The sequence below is a fragment of the Prodigiosinella confusarubida genome (assembly GCF_002847015.1).
In the GTDB taxonomy this organism is placed as follows: Bacteria; Pseudomonadota; Gammaproteobacteria; order Enterobacterales; family Enterobacteriaceae; genus Prodigiosinella; species Prodigiosinella aquatilis.
Map to the genome: position 1 here is coordinate 810,644 of NZ_CP025085.1, position 19,383 is coordinate 830,026.

At 50.1% G+C, this 19,383-nt stretch carries 12 protein-coding genes; 6 read left to right on the forward strand and 6 right to left on the reverse strand.

The window, feature by feature from the left end; translation table 11 throughout:
* Window positions 1–6 precede the first annotated feature (6 nt).
* Complete coding sequence (locus CWC46_RS03750) at window positions 7–747, forward strand: DUF2461 domain-containing protein (RefSeq protein ID WP_021013536.1); 741 nt, start codon at window positions 7–9, stop codon at window positions 745–747.
* A gap of 106 nt (window positions 748–853) precedes the next feature.
* Here the strand turns inward: CWC46_RS03750 and ilvY are convergent, their stop codons facing one another.
* Complete coding sequence (gene ilvY / locus CWC46_RS03755) at window positions 854–1,741, reverse strand: HTH-type transcriptional activator IlvY (protein ID WP_021013535.1); 888 nt, start codon at window positions 1,739–1,741, stop codon at window positions 854–856.
* Between the two features lie 166 nt (window positions 1,742–1,907).
* On the opposite strand from ilvY, the gene ilvC reads away from it, so the two are divergent.
* Window positions 1,908–3,386, forward strand: coding sequence for a ketol-acid reductoisomerase (gene ilvC, locus CWC46_RS03760; RefSeq protein WP_021013534.1), 1,479 nt, complete (start codon window positions 1,908–1,910; stop codon window positions 3,384–3,386).
* A 74-nt stretch (window positions 3,387–3,460) separates the two neighbouring features.
* On the opposite strand, the gene putP is transcribed toward ilvC, so the two are convergent.
* Window positions 3,461–4,945, reverse strand: a complete 1,485-nt coding sequence (gene putP / locus CWC46_RS03765) for a sodium/proline symporter PutP (protein ID WP_021013533.1) — start codon at window positions 4,943–4,945, stop codon at window positions 3,461–3,463.
* Between the two features lie 462 nt (window positions 4,946–5,407).
* Between putP and putA the strand changes: the two genes are divergently transcribed.
* Window positions 5,408–9,382 carry a trifunctional transcriptional regulator/proline dehydrogenase/L-glutamate gamma-semialdehyde dehydrogenase gene (gene putA / locus CWC46_RS03770; RefSeq protein WP_021013532.1) on the forward strand — a complete coding sequence of 1,325 codons (3,975 nt, stop codon included), beginning with the start codon at window positions 5,408–5,410 and terminating at the stop codon, window positions 9,380–9,382.
* 55 nt (window positions 9,383–9,437) lie between these two features.
* On the opposite strand, the gene ppiC is transcribed toward putA, so the two are convergent.
* Window positions 9,438–9,719, reverse strand: coding sequence for a peptidylprolyl isomerase PpiC (ppiC, locus tag CWC46_RS03775; RefSeq protein ID WP_037380398.1), 282 nt, complete (start codon window positions 9,717–9,719; stop codon window positions 9,438–9,440).
* A gap of 158 nt (window positions 9,720–9,877) precedes the next feature.
* On the opposite strand from ppiC, the gene rep reads away from it, so the two are divergent.
* Window positions 9,878–11,902, forward strand: a complete 2,025-nt coding sequence (gene rep, locus CWC46_RS03780) for a DNA helicase Rep (RefSeq protein ID WP_021013530.1) — start codon at window positions 9,878–9,880, stop codon at window positions 11,900–11,902.
* A gap of 95 nt (window positions 11,903–11,997) precedes the next feature.
* Here rep and CWC46_RS03785 read toward each other — a convergent pair whose 3' ends face one another.
* The 3 genes from CWC46_RS03785 to rhlB all read right to left on the reverse strand — a co-directional run bounded on the left by CWC46_RS03785 (window position 11,998) and on the right by rhlB (window position 17,099).
* Window positions 11,998–13,785 carry a glycosyl hydrolase family 28 protein gene (locus CWC46_RS03785; RefSeq protein WP_021013529.1) on the reverse strand — a complete coding sequence of 596 codons (1,788 nt, stop codon included), beginning with the start codon at window positions 13,783–13,785 and terminating at the stop codon, window positions 11,998–12,000.
* Window positions 13,786–14,302: 517 nt separating this feature from the next.
* Window positions 14,303–15,799 carry a guanosine-5'-triphosphate,3'-diphosphate diphosphatase gene (gene gppA, locus CWC46_RS03790; protein ID WP_021013527.1) on the reverse strand — a complete coding sequence of 499 codons (1,497 nt, stop codon included), beginning with the start codon at window positions 15,797–15,799 and terminating at the stop codon, window positions 14,303–14,305.
* Window positions 15,800–15,806: 7 nt separating this feature from the next.
* On the reverse strand, window positions 15,807–17,099 hold the full coding sequence (rhlB, locus tag CWC46_RS03795) for an ATP-dependent RNA helicase RhlB (RefSeq protein ID WP_021013526.1): 1,293 nt from the start codon (window positions 17,097–17,099) through the stop codon (window positions 15,807–15,809).
* 119 nt (window positions 17,100–17,218) lie between these two features.
* On the opposite strand from rhlB, the gene trxA reads away from it, so the two are divergent.
* Both trxA and rho read left to right on the forward strand, forming a co-directional pair.
* Window positions 17,219–17,545, forward strand: coding sequence for a thioredoxin TrxA (gene trxA, locus CWC46_RS03800; protein ID WP_021013525.1), 327 nt, complete (start codon window positions 17,219–17,221; stop codon window positions 17,543–17,545).
* 422 nt (window positions 17,546–17,967) lie between these two features.
* Window positions 17,968–19,227 (forward strand): transcription termination factor Rho, encoded by a 1,260-nt coding sequence (gene rho, locus CWC46_RS03805; RefSeq protein ID WP_037380347.1) that lies wholly within the window; start codon window positions 17,968–17,970, stop codon window positions 19,225–19,227.
* Window positions 19,228–19,383: the final 156 nt, after the last annotated feature.

Consider the following 19,383-nt stretch of genomic DNA (forward strand, 5'->3'; position numbering starts at 1 on the left):
GACATCATGACGATACGCTTTGGCGGTTTTTCTCCGCAGGGGTTGATCTTTCTGCAACAGGTACGGCAGAAAAACAGCAAGGAATGGTTTGAGGAACATCGTTCGCTCTATGAGGAGACGCTGCTGACGCCGTTCCGTGCGCTGGTGGAATCACTGAGCATTACCATGCTACAGATTGACGATCATTTTGAAACTCGCCCGACGATAGGTAAAACCCTGTCCCGTATTCATCGCGATACCCGTTTTTCTCATGATAAATCCCGTTATCGAGACCGGATGTGGCTGACCTTTAAGCGTACCCAGAAAGACTGGACGGATGCGCCGGTCTATTTCTTTGAGATCACGCCGGACAGTTGGCGCTATGGTTTGGGTTACTACAGCGCCAGCCGTACCACCATGGAGTTGTTTCGCCAGACATTACGGGATAATCCGCAGGGATTTTTGGATATAGCGGCCTGTTTGGGTGATGAGTTTGTGCTGGAAGGGGAAAGCTATAAACGCCCGTTGATTAAAGATCAGCCCGTTGAGCTGGCCTGCTGGTATAACCGTAAGTCGTTTGCCGCCATGGTAACACGACAGGATATGGAGCTTCTTTTTGACGGAGATCTGGCATCGGTGCTGGCAAGGGGATTTACCCGGCTGGAGCCGCTGTATCATTATCTGATGAAAATTGAAATCATGAAGAAGGCGGCTGAACCAGCAAATGTCAGCCCCGCCTTTCTGGATGACAAATGGTTCAGTCGTTGAGATTACTTGGTTTTAGCCATCAGATAATTAAATAGATAACTTTCGCCTTAGCTGACGGCCTAAAAAATGGCCAACGACAAAAGTAGCATGATAAACGATAGTTCCATTATTTTTTCTGTAAGGTTTCCCAGAAGGCGGCAATAAGTGGTTCGCTCAGCCGTTTTTTCTGTACGCAAACGCCCAGTTCAAACGGTTCCATTGCCTGTCCTGGTAATACCGACACTCGATTACGTACCGGCTCCGGACTATTTTCAAGTACGACATCAGGGATTAGCGCAATACCGCACCCTAATGCGACCATCGACACCATTGCCTCATGGCCTGATACTGTGGCGTAGATTGGTGGATTGGCAATATGCTGGCGGCGAAACCAGACATCGATCCGTTTTCTCACTGGCCCATGCTCTGGCAGGATAAACGGAATCTGTGACCAGTCTGGTTCAGGTTGGCGCGCCTGTGTCTGTACCGCGCAAGGTAGTGCCGGAATAATCAATACCAGTGGAATCTTGCCGATAGGCATGAATTCTACGCTGGCAGGCAGCGTTTCCGGATGACCGGCAATACCGAGGTCGGCTTCGTTCGACTGTACTTTTTCCACCGCATCGGCAGCATCACCGGTGGTGAGTTTTATTTCCACCAGTGGATGTGCGGCTCGAAAATGGTCAAGAATGGGCGGTAGATGGCTGTAGGCGGCAGTTACTGAACAAAACAGCCGCAGTTCTCCACTCAGTGACTGGCCGCGTTGGCCCAGCACCAACTGTAATTGTTGATACTGTAACAGTGTTTGCTGAGCGAAGGTTTTCAGGTGTTCACCGGCATCGGTGAGCTGAACGGTACGGTTATCCCGCAGAAACAGCGACTGGCCGATGTCCTCTTCCAATCGCTGAATTTGCCGCGATAGTGTCGATGGGCTGATGTGCATCGCCTTGGCGGTACGACCAAAATGGTGACTTTCCACCAGATGCAGAAACAATTTGAGATCTCGTAAGTCCATGCGATGTCAGCCTCATTTTTACGTTGCATATCTTGCAATATCACGTTGTTAATATATCAATTTAAGCAACACGTTTCCTGTCATATGATGGGATATTCTGGGCGCTGTGAAAACGGCTAACCTTACTGAACATTAGCAAATAACACACGATATGGAGCACCACCACATGGCTAATTATTTCAACACATTGAACCTGCGTCAGCAGCTGGCTCAATTGGGTAAATGTCGTTTTATGGGCCGCGACGAATTCGCCGATGAAGCCAGCTATCTGAAAGGTAAAAAAGTGGTGATCGTCGGCTGTGGCGCTCAGGGTCTGAATCAGGGCCTGAACATGCGCGATTCCGGGCTGGATATTGCGTATGCCTTGCGTCGGGAGGCGATTGCCGAGAAGCGCGCATCGTGGCGTAAAGCCACCGAAAACGGTTTTAAAGTCGGTACTTATGAAGAACTGATCCCGCAGGCAGATCTGGTGGTTAATCTGACGCCGGACAAACAGCACACCTCCGTTGTGCAGGCCGTGCAGCCGTTGATGAAGCAAGGTGCTGCATTGGGTTACTCCCATGGTTTCAACATCGTTGAAGTGGGTGAACAAGTGCGCAAAGACATCACTGTGGTGATGGTGGCACCGAAATGCCCGGGTACGGAAGTACGTGAAGAATACAAACGTGGTTTTGGTGTGCCGACCCTGATTGCGGTGCATCCGGAAAACGATCCGAAAGGTGAAGGTATGGCGATTGCCAAAGCCTGGGCCGCAGCAACCGGCGGTCACCGTGCCGGCGTGCTGGAGTCCTCTTTCGTGGCGGAAGTAAAATCCGACCTGATGGGTGAGCAGACTATTCTGTGCGGCATGTTGCAGGCGGGTTCGTTGTTGAGTTTCGACAAGCTGGTGGCTGATGGTGTTAACGCGACTTATGCGGAAAAACTGGTCCAGTTCGGTTGGGAAACCATTACCGAAGCGTTGAAACAAGGCGGGATTACCCTGATGATGGATCGTCTGTCGAATCCGGCCAAGCTGCGAGCCTTCGCGTTGTCTGAGCAACTGAAAACCATCATGGAACCGTTATTCCAGAAGCATATGGACGATATCATTTCTGGCGCATTTTCCAGCGGTATGATGGCGGACTGGGCAAATGATGATGTTAAATTGCTGACCTGGCGCGAAGAAACCGGTAAAACCGCTTTTGAAAATGCGGCACAGTATGAAGGTAAAATTGCCGAGCAGGAATATTTCGATCATGGCGTATTGATGATTGCAATGGCCAAGGCCGGGGTAGAACTGGCATTTGAAACGATGGTGAGTGCCGGCATTATTGAAGAATCCGCTTATTATGAATCACTGCATGAACTGCCGTTGATTGCCAACACCATTGCCCGTAAGCGTTTGTATGAAATGAACGTAGTGATTTCCGATACGGCAGAATACGGCAACTACCTGTTTGCCAACGCGGCCGTACCATTGCTGAAAGAGAAATTCATGGGCTCTCTGCAACCGGGTGATATCGGTAGATCAGTGGCTGCGACGAATGTAGATAACGCCCAGTTGCGTGATGTGAATGAAGCTATCCGCAATCATCCAATCGAAACCATCGGTAAGAAGCTGCGTGGCTACATGACTGATATGAAACGCGTCGCTGTTGCAGGTTAATTCATTACGTTATTCCGAATAGCATAGCAAAAAGGGCACAACGCAGGTTGTGCCCTTTTTTTATTGAGAGTTGATTAGTGGGCTCTGAATTCTGCCTCTGCTGTATGGAATCGTTCGGTAATATCAGTCGATGGAGCCAGCCCCATCAGGCTGACCAGGAAAATAGCCACGGAGCTGAAAAGGAAGCCGGGAATGATTTCATACAGGCCCAGCCAGTCGTACTGTTTCCAGAGGATCACCGTAGCCGCGCCGATCAACATGCCGGCCAGCGCGCCATTGCGGGTCATCCGCGGCCAAATCAGGGAAATCAGAATGACAGGTCCAAATGCCGCACCAAAGCCAGCCCAGGCATAGCTCACCAGTCCCAGCACCCTATTCTCCGGGTTGGTTGCCAGCATAATGGCGACTACCGCAACCAGTAGCACCATCGAACGGCCTACCCATACCAACTCTTTCTGGCTGGCGTTTTTACGCAGGAATGGTTTGTATAAATCTTCCGTGATTGCGCTGGAACATACCAGTAATTGGCAGCTCAGGGTGCTCATCACTGCTGCCAGAATGGCCGCCAGAAGGATGCCTGCTATCCACGGGTTAAACAATAACATAGCCAGATCGATAAATACCCGTTCACTGTTTTGGGAAACGTTACCTGCTTGTCCGGGGTTCTCAGCGAAATAGGCAATACCGAAGAAACCGACGGTGACCGCACCCACCAGACACAGGATCATCCAGGTCATGCTGATACGGCGGGCTTGGTGGATGGTATGGTGTGAGTCAGCGGCCATAAAACGGGCCAGAATGTGGGGTTGACCGAAGTAACCCAAGCCCCAACCCATCAACGAGATGATGGCTACGGTGTTTAATCCTTTGAACATATCTATATTGGATATGCTTTTGGCTTCGATCATCGCCAGCGATGTATCAATACCGCCAACGGACAGAATGACCATCACGGGCGTCAGAATTAGCGCAAAAATCATCAGGCTGGCTTGAATCGTGTCTGTCCAGCTCACTGCCAGATAACCACCAATGAAAGTGTAGGCAATCGTCGCTATCGCACCTAGCCATAGCGCGGTACCGTAACTCATGCCAAAAGTGCTTTCAAACAGGCGGGCGCCCGCCACAATACCAGAGGCGCAGTAAACGGTGAAAAAAATCAGAATTACCAGTGCTGAGATCACTCGCAGTAGTTTGCTTTTGTCTTCAAAACGATGGGTAAAGTAGTCGGGCAATGTCAGCGAGTTATGGTTAATCTCGGTATGTACGCGTAAGCGTCCGGCAACCCACTTCCAGTTCAGGTAGGCACCGATGGTCAGGCCGATGGCGATCCAGCTTTCTGATATGCCGGAAAGAAAAACGGCTCCCGGTAAACCCATCAGCAGCCAGCCACTCATGTCGGAAGCGCCGGCAGACAGCGCTGTCACCAGACTCCCCATACGACGGCCACCCAAAATATAGTCACCGAAGTTGTTGGTTGCCCGGTATGCGATGAATCCAATCAGAACCATCCCGAAGATATACACCAGAAAGGTCACCAGCATCGGTGTGCTTATCGTCATTTATCTCTCCATTGTCATTATTATTTATTCGCACGCCCTATGCGCTTGCGATTGGCTATTCCGTTACTCTGTCCGGAACGGGGGCAGATTCGGAAGGGGGTTGGTTGCAATAAGTTGTACCTCCTGTCGGGGCTGAACGATTTTTATCCTAATTGAGATGCATTGACGTTAACAATACATTTAACATATGGATTACATAAATTTCACGCGGCGTCACATTTATCTGTCAGGTTGCACCATAAAATTACAGGAAACATGCCAGGATTATGAAAAAATCCGACAATCTACGGTGTTACAGCTAATTCCATCATCGGTTATGCATATCAGTGTCAGCAAAAACCAGCCAGATTAACAGGTTGATAAAATGAGCAAGATTGTTTTATTAACAAGGTTGCACAAAGTTGCAACATGTATGATAGTGACAATCTTTCCAACATCTATTTCTTCACCACAGGAGTGGATATGGGTTCTACCACGATGGGCGTGAAACTCGATGAGTCAACGCGTGATCGACTTAAAGCGGCGGCACAGCGTATTGATCGCACGCCGCACTGGCTTATTAAGCAGGCCATTTTTACCTATCTCGAACGCCTCGAAAGCGGCGCTGACATGCCCGAAATCCCGTTACTAGCCCTGTCCAGTCATGCTGAAACGCAAGAGATTATGCCGAAATCTCAGGAAGAAGAAACCCATCCGCCATTTTTGGATTTTGCCGAACAGGTCTTACCTCAATCGGTAGCTCGCGCTGCTATTACTTCCGTGTACCGTCGGCCTGAAAGTGAAATGGTGTCGATGTTACTGGAACAGGCGAGATTAACTGCTGATCTCGCGCAATCTACGTATCAAATGGCGTATCGGATTGCCGAAAAATTACGGACACAAAAACGTACGAACGGGCGTTCTGGTATGATCCAGAGCCTGTTACAGGAATTCTCCCTTTCTTCGCAAGAAGGTGTGGCGTTGATGTGTTTGGCGGAAGCGCTGCTGCGAATTCCCGATAAGCCAACCCGTGACGCACTGATCCGCGACAAAATCAGTACCGGTAACTGGCAGTCTCATGTGGGGCACAGTTCGTCACTGTTCGTGAATGCAGCTACCTGGGGATTACTGTTCACCGGCAAGCTGGTGGCAACACATAATGAAACCAGATTATCCGGCTCTCTGAATCGGATTATCAGTAAAAGCGGTGAACCACTGGTTCGCAAAGGCGTTGATATGGCCATGCGACTGATGGGTGAGCAGTTCGTGACGGGTGAAACCATCGCCGAAGCGTTGGCGAATGCCAGAAAATTGGAAGCGCAAGGTTTCCGCTATTCTTACGATATGCTCGGTGAAGCCGCTCTGACGGCGGAAGACGCTGAGGCGTATCTGTTGTCCTATCAGCAGGCGATTCATGCGATTGGTAAAGCTTCCAATGGGCGCGGGATTTATGAAGGGCCCGGCATTTCCATCAAACTGTCTGCTCTGCATCCTCGTTACTGCCGGGCGCAGCATGAGCGAGTGATGGAGGAGTTGTATCCTCGACTGCTATCGTTAACGTTGCTGGCTCGTCAGTACGACATCGGCATTAATATTGACGCGGAAGAGGCAGACCGGCTGGAAATGTCCCTCGATTTGCTGGAGCGCCTCTGTTTTGAACCTCAACTCGCCGGTTGGAATGGCATCGGTTTTGTGATTCAGGCTTATCAGAAACGCTGTCCGTTGGTGATTGATGCGCTGGTGGATCTGGCGCAACGCAGCCGCCGCCGTCTGATGGTCCGTCTGGTCAAAGGCGCCTACTGGGACAGTGAAATCAAACTCGCCCAGATGGACGGTCTGGAAGGCTATCCGGTTTATACCCGTAAGGTGTATACCGATGTTTCCTATCTGGCTTGCGCCCGTAAACTGCTTGCTGTACCGAATCTGATTTATCCACAGTTCGCGACGCATAATGCGCACACATTGAGTGCCATTTATCATCTGGCGGGTAATAACTACTATCCAGGGCAGTATGAGTTCCAGTGCCTGCATGGCATGGGGGAACCGCTGTATGAGCAGGTGGTAGGTAAGGTTGCCGATGGAAAGCTGAATCGACCATGCAGGATTTACGCGCCAGTAGGGACGCATGAAACCTTGTTGGCGTATCTGGTGCGACGTCTGTTGGAGAATGGCGCTAATACCTCATTTGTGAACCGTATCGCGGACAATACACTGCCGTTGGAAAGATTGGTCGCCGATCCGGTCAGCGAGGTCGACGCGTTGGCGGTGAAGGAAGGTGGCGTCGGCGTTCCACATCCGCGCATTCCGTTGCCCCGCTCGCTTTATGGTGATCAACGTATCAACTCCAGTGGACTGGACCTTTCCAATGAGCATCGTCTTGCATCGCTGTCCAGTGCCTTACTGACCAGCGCTACTCAGTTATGGCATGCCGATCCTGTGATTGACGGTGAAATCGAAACCGGAGAGGCGCAGGCGGTATTGAATCCGGCGGAACCTCGAGACATTGTGGGCTATGTGCGGGAGGCGCAGGATGTGGAAATTGAACGAGCGCTGAGCGCTGCTGTTAATGCCGGGGCTATCTGGTTTGCCACCCCGTCCGTTGAGCGTGCCGCGATTCTGGCGCGTGCCGCTGATATTATGGAGAGCCAGCTCCAGCATTTGTTGGGATTACTGGTACGTGAAGCTGGTAAAACCTTTGCCAATGCGATTGCCGAAGTGCGTGAAGCGGTGGACTTCCTGCGTTATTACGCCGGGCAGGTAAAAACTGACTTTGCTAATGATACACACCGTCCATTGGGGCCGGTAGTGTGTATCAGCCCATGGAACTTCCCCCTGGCAATCTTTACCGGACAGGTGTCTGCCGCGCTGGCGGCAGGTAACAGTGTGCTGGCAAAACCGGCGGAGCAAACACCGCTGATTGCGGCACAAGCAGTACGAATACTGCTGGAGGCGGGTATCCCGACTGGCGTCCTGCAACTGCTTCCGGGGGCGGGAGAGACGGTTGGTGCGGCGTTGGTCAACGACAGCCGGGTACGTGGTGTGATGTTTACCGGTTCAACCGAAGTGGCGGCAATCTTACAGCGCAGCCTGGCTGGCCGTCTTGACCCACAGGGAAGGCCAACACCGTTGATTGCTGAAACCGGCGGACTGAATGCGATGATTGTTGACTCTTCCGCGTTGACGGAGCAGGTAGTAACCGATGTCATCGCCTCTGCATTTGATAGTGCCGGGCAACGTTGTTCCGCGCTCAGGATCCTGTGTGTACAGGAGGATGTGGCGGAACACACGTTACAGATGTTGCGTGGCGCAATGGCGCAATGCCGGATGGGTAACACAGAACGCCTGTCGACTGACATTGGACCGTTGATTGACGCGGACGCGAAACAGGGTATTGAGCGCCATATTCAGGCGATGCGCGCCAAGGGCCGTAAAGTATTTCAGGCGGTGTACTCCCACTCCCAGGATGAACATGAGTGGGCTCGAGGCAATTTTATTCCACCGACGCTGATTGAACTGGATAGTTTTGATGAGCTGAAAAAAGAAGTGTTTGGTCCGGTTTTGCATGTCGTGCGTTATCAACGCCAGGATCTGGACCAGCTTATCAACCAGATAAATGCGGCCGGTTACGGCCTGACGTTGGGGTTGCATACCCGTATTGATGAAACCATTGCTCGGGTAACGGCCACAGCAAAAGTCGGTAATCTCTACGTTAACCGTAATATGGTGGGCGCGGTGGTTGGTGTACAACCGTTTGGTGGCGAGGGACTTTCTGGCACGGGACCAAAGGCCGGGGGGCCGCTGTATCTATACCGCTTGCTGTCACAACGCCCTGATGACGCGGTGATGCAAGGACTGATGCGACAGGATAGCGAACAACCGATTGACGCCACTCACCGAGACGCCTTATTAACAGCACATCAGGCGCTGGAAGCCTGGACGATAGCGGAAAATTATCGTCATTTGGCGCAGTGTTGTCAGCGTTATGCCGCATTGGGATTGGGCGGAACCGTGCGGTTGTTGTCCGGGCCGACGGGCGAACGTAATACTTATGCGTTGCAGCCCCGTGAGCGGGTGCTGTGTCTGGCAGATAATGATGATGATGTACTGTTGCAACTGGCCGCCGTGCTGGCGGTGGGAAGCCAGGTTCTGTGGCGCGACACACCATCATTGCGCGAACTGTATCGCCGTTTACCCGTGGTAGTGCAGGAACGTATTCAACAGAGTGTTGACTGGCAGGCTGGAGATATTGCCTTCGACGCCGTGATCTATCACGGCGATGCGGATCAACTGCGGGTATTGGGCGAGCAGATTGCTCAGCGGGAAGGGGCAATTGTTTCGGTGCAGGGGCTGGCCCAGGGTGAAACCAACATTCTGCTGGAACGGCTTGTGTATGAACGCGCCTTGAGTGTGAATACAGCGGCAGCGGGTGGGAATGCCAGCCTGATGACGATTGGATAGCACGGGTTTATCGGCTGTCTTCCTGGTAACAGGGGCGACAGCCGGTTATTCCTCTTTAATTCCGATACAACACTTTGATGATGTGATAGCCGAACTGGGTTTTTACCGGGCCGAATGGTTTGAGTAGTTCACCGGAAAATACAGCTTTATCAAATGCCGGAACCATGTCGCCTTGGCGGAATTCGCCCAGATCACCGCCGTTACGTTTGGACGGGCAGGTTGAGAATTTCTGTGCCATCTGCTGAAAATCTGCTCCTTTTTCCAACTGATCCAGAATGTCGTTTGCCTGTTGTTCCGTATCGACCAGAATATGCAACGCTGCTGCTGTATGTGCCATGTTGAGTACCATTTGATAGAAAAACTGGCGCGCAATGTAACATTGCACGGTCATAAAATGGAAATGCGGAGCGCATTACAACACCAGAATCAGCCGAACAAGACTGCCCTGACTTTTGCTACAATCGCCTTTCGTTTGATCAGTGAGCAAGATGAACCATGCGTTTAAACCCCAGCCAACAACATGCTGTTGAATTCGTTACCGGCCCTTGCTTGGTGCTGGCCGGGGCGGGTTCTGGCAAAACGCGCGTTATTACTCAAAAGATAGCGCATTTGATACGGGTGTGTGGCTATCAAGCGCGACATATCGCTGCCGTGACCTTTACCAACAAAGCGGCTCGGGAAATGAAAGCGCGTGTCGCGCAGACATTGGGACGCAAAGAAGCCCGTGGTCTGATGATTTCCACATTCCATACCCTGGGGCTGGAAATCATCAAACGGGAATACAGTGCGCTGGAAATGAAGTCCAATTTTTCGTTATTTGACGATCAGGACCAGATGGCGTTGCTGAAAGAGCTGACGGAAACCTGGCTGGAGAATGATAAAACGCTGTTACAGCAGTTGATTTCCACCATTTCCAACTGGAAAAACGATCTTGTTGACCCTGTTCTGGCGATGGCGCGGGCCAGTTCCGAGCGGGATAAGCTATTTGCCCATTGCTACCGGTTGTATACCGATCATCTGCGCGCCTGCAACGTCCTGGATTTTGACGACCTGATCCTGCTACCTACCTTGTTGTTCAAGCGTAATGAAGATGTCCGTGAGCGTTGGCAGAACCGCCTGCGTTACCTGTTGGTGGATGAGTATCAGGACACCAACACCAGCCAGTATGAGCTGGTGAAATTGCTGGTGGGAAGCCGGGCGCGGTTTACCGTGGTGGGGGATGATGACCAGTCGATTTACTCATGGCGCGGGGCGCGGCCACAGAATCTGGTGTTGTTACAGACGGATTTTCCACAATTACAGGTTATCAAGCTGGAGCAGAATTACCGTTCATCCGGTCGTATTCTGAAAGCGGCAAATATTCTTATCGCCAATAATCCTCATGTGTTTGATAAACGACTGTATTCCGAGCTGGGCTACGGCAGCGAACTGAAAATCATCACGGCCAATAACGAGGATCATGAAGCAGAGCGGGTCGTTGGGGAGTTGATTGCCCATCATTTTATCAACAAAACCCAGTACGGCGATTATGCGGTTTTGTATCGCGGCAACCATCAGTCACGTCTGTTCGAGAAGATGCTGATGCAAAACCGCATTCCTTACAAGATTTCCGGTGGAACGTCCTTTTTCTCTCGTCCGGAAATCAAGGATTTGCTGGCCTATCTGCGAGTATTGACCAATCCGGATGATGACAGCGCCTTTTTACGCATTGTAAATACGCCGAAGCGGGAAATAGGGCCGGCGACGCTGCAAAAGTTGGGGGAGTGGGCGAATCAGCGTAATCGCAGTCTGTTCAGCGCCAGCTTTGATTTCGGGTTGAGCCAAGTGTTGACCGGTCGTGGTTTGGAATCGCTACAGCGTTTTACCCAGTGGATGGCGGAGATCGCCCGTTTGGCAGAACAAGAGCCCGTAATGGCAGTGCGTGACCTGATTCATGGCCTGGGTTACGAGAGCTGGTTGCATGAAACGTCTCCTAGCCCGAAAGCCGCTGAAATGCGCATGAAAAACATTAACCAATTATTTAGCTGGATGACGGAAATGCTGAAAGGCGACGATCTGGATGAGCCGATGACGTTAACTCAGGTTGTCACCCGTTTTACGTTACGGGATATGATGGAACGCGCTGAAAATGAGGAAGATCTGGATCAGGTTCAGTTGATGACATTACATGCGTCAAAAGGATTGGAGTTCCCTTATGTGTTTTTGGTCGGTATGGAAGAAGGATTGTTACCACATCAGACCAGTATCGATGAAGACAATGTGGATGAGGAGCGGCGCCTCGCTTATGTCGGTATCACCCGTGCTCAACGGGAACTGACATTTACCTTGTGTCGGGAACGTCGTCAGTACGGCGAGCTGGTTCGTCCGGATCCAAGTCGTTTCCTACTGGAACTTCCACAGGATGATGTTATCTGGGAAACGGAACGCAAAGTGGTAAGCCCGCAGGAGAGGATGCAGAAAGGGCAGAATCATCTGGAAAATTTACGAGCACAGTTGGCGAAAGCCAGGGAAAAAAGCTGATCCTGACGGGCATGTGCATCCATAAATATCCCTCCTGGACGTGAAACCGGGCAGCACTAACTGCCACCCGGGTTTTTTCTTGCGACGAAGCACTATCAGTGTGTAACGATTTTGCCGTCTACGCTGACATTTTTCACCGTTCCGAACTTCCACGGTGTGCTGCCGCTCAACAGGTTGGTGAAGACCAGACGATTGAAGTGGCTGTCTTTAAGATCACTAATGGACGTTGGCATCACTTTGTCCAGTTTCATATCACTGAAATTCAACTGGCTGTGCCAAACGCCGTGTTTACTGTCACCAGCAATTTCAATGGCTGGCTTGTTACCGGTGGAGTTCTGAACCGTCACGTTTTTCACCGTGAAATTGTAGAAATGTGCCGGTGTGGCCGCTGGTTCATAGTCAATGGTGCCATTTGTGTCACTGTAATTCAGCGTCACTATCACAGCCTGTTTGGAGAGGTTTTTCATGGCGTTATTGCGGAATGTCACGTTACGGGCACCGCCGCCGATGGCTGTGGCGCTTTTCGCACGCAAACCAATATCTGTCATATTCATGATATTGTTTTCCGCCAGAATATCTTCGATCCAGGCGCCAGTATGGCTCCCCATCACCACCGCACCATGCCCATGGCGGAAGTAGTTGTTGAATATCCAGGCATGTTGGGTCGGTTCTTGATGTTGCGCTTTTGCTCCCATACCCGCCGCAAAGTTGACGCTGTCGTCCCCGGTATCAAACACGCTGTTAAACACCATCATGTTCTGACTATTGCCAAATTCGATACCGTCGCCGTTGTTAATGTTGTATGTCTGGTGTGTGACGCCATTGACCACTACGTTACGATTTTCCATGAACATGATGCCGTGGAACGCCGGGTTGCGGATGGTAATACCTGACAAATAGACGTTTTCTACGCCTCTCAGGGTTATCAGGCTGGAACGATACTGGCTATACGCGATTTTGGCGCTGATACCGCCTTCTATCGCTCTCTTCACTTGATTCATGGCCAGAATACCGTCCTGTTCGACGGTGATGTTGTTGCCTTTCATATACTGCGGCAACATATTTCCTGCTTCATCTTTGATTTCCCCGGGGGTGGCGAATTTCCAGCCATTTCCGTCAATTACGCCCTGACCGACAATTCTGATGTTTCTGAAGGTGCCGGGTTTGGCGCTGTCCTTGTCAATTGCGTTGATCAATGATGCCGGACGTTTCTGAGATGAATAACTGTAAAGCTGGTAGGCGTCAGGGTAGTCGGATGGGTTATCCGAGCCTAACAGTGTGGCTCCGGCCATCAGATTCAGCGTCATATCGCTTTTCAGCCACAGTGCGCCAGTTTTAAATACCCCAGCGGGAACATCAAGCCGGCAGCCAGGCGGACAGGCATTAATGGCTTTCTGGATAGCCGTAGTATTAATGGTTTTCCCGTCTGCTTTTGCACCATATTGGGTGATATTAACTATCGGCGGAACAGTGGTCGTTTTGGCGATGACTACGTTACTATCGCTTGATGTAGAGCCATTATTATAGACAGCTCGAACGGTAAACCGGTATTGGGTGTCAGCCTTCAGACCCTCAATCTTTGCGTTTTGTATTACAATTTTATGATGAAAATGGGTTTTATCGTTGGCGTAAAATGCATTGATATAGGGTTTGGCGGGAGAGTGCTTATCGCTATTCTGGCTGGCCAGCCCAATCAATCGGCCATTCTGGTAAATTTGGTAGTCGACAATAGCCGATGTATCTTCGGGTGCATCCCAAACCAGTACGATACTGTGGTCGTCATAAGCTAGAGTGGGTACCTTCAGTTGTTGTGGCGCTTGCGGGGAGGGAACGGCCGCGAATGACGTTGTAGCCATGATGGTTGTCGCTAACAGAAGCGACATGACGGATATCCTGCAAGTTCCAGGAAGGGAGAAAAGGTGCTTGTTCATCCTCGTTCGTTCCTTATCATTAATCAGCTAAAGCAGTTTTTTGCATCCGGTTATTTTTATATATCCAATAGATCTTAAATTACGGAAAGATGGCAAGCAGAAACATCTCGATGAGTTGACTCAGGTAAGTGATTCGGGTGAGTAAGCATAGCCAACGCATCTGCAACTTGAAATATGACTGATATAAAACATAATTTCACGTTAATAAGAATAACGTTTTGTAAAATACATCTACTGCTTTTACTCTTACTCGGTGCGGGATCACAAATCGGTGTGTATAAATCAGAAAAGCGGTAATGATTCTTGAGAATGTTGACAAACCAGAATCATGATAATGAGTGACAATGTGGTGTGACCGCACCAGAAATAGTGCGGTGTGGGCTTATGGGGAAATCTTTATCGGTCCGAATATTATCACCGAGTGTTATCAGCAATCAGCAGAGATAACATATCGCTACCTGTGGTTATCTCAGGCGGGATTTTCTTCCACGATCAACGTCCAGTGGACATAGCTTTGCCATAACCGTTCCTGCTCCAATGTTTCTGCCCGCAACGGGTGTTGGGATAGCCATCCTGCCGGTAGGATAACCCGCAATGCCTCTCCTTCCACTCGCAGACTGACGTGCGGTAATGTATCGTCACGGCGCCGACTGGCGAAAATAATTGCCAGTCGTAACAGACGGCAAAGCCGTTGTGCCTGCAACACTGGCAATGCATTCTGTTGGGTTAACGGTATGGGATCCAGTGGGTTACTTTGATTATTCAGTAAAGTAGCCAGTAACTTCTTTTGGGCCGGGGTGAAGCCGGGCAAATCACTATGGCTAACCAGATAAGCGGCGTGTTGCGGTGCCTGGCGAAAGTCGATACTAAGTCCAATTTCATGTACCAGGCAGGCGCTTTGCAGTAACTCCCGACATCGATTATCCAACTGCCAGTCAAGAGCCACCTGTTGTGCGAAACTATCTGCCAGCAGACTGACGCGCTTAGCCTGTTCGGCATCCAGCAAATAACGGCGTTGCAGATTATGCAAGGTCCGGTGGCGAATGTCCTGATCGATGGGGAAATGCAGCATACCGTAGACGAGTCCTTCGCGCAGTGCACCTCCGGCCAGCGTCATGGTGCTGATCTCTAGTTCCTGAAAAATGGCCAACAAGATGGCAAGACCGCTGGGGAAAACCAGGGCGCGTTCCAGCGTCAGCCCTTCAATTTCCAGTTCTTCGAGTTTGTTGCATTGAATAGCGCGTTGTTTCAACTGCTGGAGCTTGTCCAGGGTAATGTACTCATCCATACCCTGGGCCACCATGATTTCCTGTAGCGCCTGAACCGTGCCTGAAGCGCCGACACAGATTTGCCAGCCTTGTTGTCGTAAGATATCTTTTATCGGATGCAGCATCACTCTTGCTGCCTGTTCGGCATGTGCAAAATTATCTGAACCGAGATTACGATCGCCGAAGTAGCGTTCAAGCCAGGTAACGCAACCCATCGGCAGACTGAATAGCTGAGTGGTGCGAGAACCCGTGCCGGTCGCCAGTTCGGTACTACCACCGCCGATATCAACAACCAGCCGCTGTTCCGGCCCGCCAGTCGTATGGGCAACACCTTGATAAATCAACCTGGCTTCTTCTTCGCCACTGATAACCTGAATAGGTAGTCCCAGGATATGTCGGGCCTGCTGCAAAAACTCGTCAGCGTTGACGGCAAGCCTTAAGGTCGCTGTAGCCACTACCCGCACCTGTTCGGGCGGAATATCCTGCAGGCGTTCTGAGAACAGTTTCAAACATGCCCAGCCACGTTGCATTGCTTCCAGTGATAGGCAGTTTTGTGCGTCCAGTCCTGTTGCCAGCCTAACTTTACGTTTAATGCGAGACATTGTCTGCACACTGCCAGCGACTTCACGCACCACCAACATGTGAAAGCTGTTGGAACCTAAATCAATAGCCGCATAAAGCGAAGAAGAACTTGGCATCGGCGAATCAGCTCGCTCGTTTACGGTTGTTACGTGGTGCTCCGGCTCCGCTACGACGCGGCGAATTGTGCCGACGAGGGCCGCTATTGGAACGCGGACGAGTCAGCCGCTTCGGTGCGGGTAAGTCGGTCAATAATGCATCACTGTCATACTTGCTGACAGGAATATGGTGTCCAATATAGCTTTCAATAGCAGTAAGATTCAGTGCGTATTCTTCGCAAGCCAGGCTTATTGAGTAACCACTGGCACCAGCGCGACCTGTACGACCAATGCGGTGGACATAGTCTTCACAGTCATCCGGCAGATCATAGTTGAATACGTGGGTAACGGCGGGGATATGCAGGCCACGGGCAGCAACATCGGTGGCGACCAGAATATCCAAATTGCCATGGGTGAAATCATCCAGGATACGCAGTCGTTTTTTCTGTGCTACATCTCCGGTTAGCAACCCGACACGATGCCCGTCGGCAGCGAGGTGACCCCAGATGTCTTCACAACGGTGCTTGGTATTGGAAAAAATAATACAGCGATCAGGCCACTCTTCCTCAATCAGTGTCTGTAACAACCGCATTTTTTCTTCGTTAGAAGGATAAAATAGCTCTTCTGTAATGCGATAACCGGTTTTTTGCTCCGGTTCGATTTCTATGTATTCCGCATTGTTCATCTGTTCGAACGCTAATTCACGCACGCGATAGGATAGCGTGGCGGAGAACAGCATGTTTAAACGCTGATTTACGGGTGGCATCCGGCGGAACAGCCAGCGGATATCCTTGATGAAGCCTAGATCGTACATACGATCAGCCTCATCCAGTACGATAACCTGAATCGCGCCCAGGCTGATATGGTTCTGCTTGGCATAATCGATCAGGCGGCCCGTAGTACCGACCAGGATATCTACCCCGTTTTCTAGCACTTTCAGTTGTTTGTCATAACCATCGCCACCATAGGCCAGGCCTAATTTCAATCCGGTAATGCGCGCAAGTGCTTCCGCATCGGAATGGATTTGTACCGCCAGTTCACGTGTGGGGGCCATAATCAAAGCCCGTGGCTGGTTGGTCTGACGTTCAGCTGAGGCGGGGTGAGAAAGCAGATAATGGAAAGTAGACGCTAAAAAAGCCAGCGTCTTGCCCGTACCGGTTTGCGCTTGTCCCGCTACATCACGCCCTGACAAGGTCAATGGCAGAGCCAAAGCCTGGATGGGTGTGCAGTTATGAAACCCTTTACTTTCAAGTGCTTCGATAACCATCGGGTGCAGTGCGAAGTCGGAAAACTTCTGTTCAGTTAAGTATGTTTTGCTCATAGTGTGGTAGAATATCAGTTAACTATTGCTTTACGAAAGCGTATCCAGTGAAATAAAGTCAACCTCATGGTTGGTTAATGCTACACCAACTAGGTAGACATAATCCTGCGGAGTAAAACATGAGTGATAAAATTGTTCACCTGACTGATGGTAGTTTCGATACGGAAGTATTGCAGGCTGAGGGCGTAACACTGGTTGATTTCTGGGCTGAGTGGTGTGGTCCTTGTAAAATGATTGCCCCTATACTGAATGAAATTGCTGAAGAGTACGCGGGTAAATTAACGGTCACTAAACTGAACATTGATGAAAATCCAGCTACTGCGCCGAAATATGGCATTCGTGGTATTCCCACCTTACTGTTGTTCAAGAACGGTGAAGTGGCAGCAACAAAAGTAGGGGCTTTGTCTAAAGGCCAGTTAAAAGAGTTCCTGAACGCTAATTTGTAATTTGTTATATCTGCAATACCCTGGGCGGCAGTGGACAGTAAGAATTTCTCATATTGACCGCTGGACGCCCACCGGGAAGCGTGCTAGATTCATCAATACTGCATATCGTACTTACCTATGTTTGAGCCTCTAGGCTTAAACCTGAGAGTTAAAATCTAAAGCATTATTCTGTGTCAAAATCGGAAAGTCATTGATTAACGAATGTCTGTTTATCTGATTTTGGCAATCTAACAGTTTTAAATTAATTGGTTTTAAGGTGTCTTCGATCTCTTGCCGTGTGTATGTGCAAAGTCCGCGTGACTTCAGCTCGAAAAGATGCTGGCATTCGGCGATTGAAGGCTGTTTATAGAGGCACGGATGATCCTGCCATACCATTCACATTAATAGTTCGAGATTTACCCCGAGTTAAAGAACCCACCATTATGAATCTTACCGAATTAAAGAATACGCCAGTTTCTGAGTTAATTACTCTCGGCGAAAATATGGGGCTGGAAAACCTGGCTCGTATGCGTAAACAGGATATTATTTTCGCCATACTTAAGCAGCATGCCAAAAGTGGTGAAGATATTTTTGGTGACGGTGTGCTGGAAATATTGCAGGATGGTTTCGGTTTCCTCCGCTCTGCTGACAGCTCCTACCTCGCCGGTCCTGATGATATCTATGTTTCTCCCAGTCAAATCCGCCGGTTCAACCTTCGTACTGGTGATACTATCTCTGGTAAAATTCGCCCGCCGAAAGAGGGCGAACGTTATTTTGCCTTGTTGAAAGTTAACGAAGTTAACTATGACAAACCTGAAAATGCGCGCAGTAAGATTCTGTTTGAGAACCTGACTCCGCTGCATGCTAATTCGCGCCTGCGTATGGAACGTGGTAACGGTTCTACTGAAGATTTGACTGCCCGTGTGCTGGATCTGGCTGCGCCGATTGGCCGTGGTCAGCGTGGACTGATTGTGGCTCCGCCGAAAGCCGGGAAGACCATGTTGTTGCAGAATATTGCGCAGAATATTGCGTATAACCATCCTGATTGCGTGCTGATGGTGTTGCTGATTGACGAACGTCCGGAAGAAGTCACAGAGATGCAGCGTTTGGTTAAAGGAGAGGTGATAGCTTCTACCTTTGATGAACCGGCTTCCCGCCATGTGCAAGTTGCTGAGATGGTGATCGAGAAAGCCAAGCGTCTTGTCGAGCACAAAAAAGATGTCATTATTCTGCTGGACTCCATTACTCGTCTGGCGCGCGCCTATAACACTGTCGTACCATCGTCGGGTAAAGTATTAACCGGCGGTGTGGATGCTAACGCTTTACATCGCCCTAAACGTTTCTTTGGCGCTGCACGTAACGTTGAAGAAGGTGGCAGTCTGACGATTATTGCCACGGCGTTAATCGACACCGGCTCCAAAATGGATGAAGTGATCTACGAAGAGTTTAAAGGTACTGGCAACATGGAACTGCATCTCTCTCGTAAGATCGCAGAAAAACGTGTGTTCCCCGCGATTGATTACAACCGTTCCGGTACACGTAAGGAAGAGTTGTTAACCACGTCTGAAGAGCTACAGAAGATGTGGATTCTGCGCAAAATCATTCATCCTATGGGTGAAACTGATGCGATGGAGTTCCTGATTAATAAGCTGGCAATGACGAAAACCAATGATGAGTTCTTCGACATGATGAAACGTTCGTAAAAATGCTCTGGTATGAGAAAACGCCACGCGGGTCGTGGCGTTTTTTATTTCTATTCACCTATAATGGTAGAGAATAGATAAATTCTATAAACTACGTATCTTTATACTACGAGCGCCTACCCGGATGAGTAATGGTGGCAATCCATTGTTGACCCA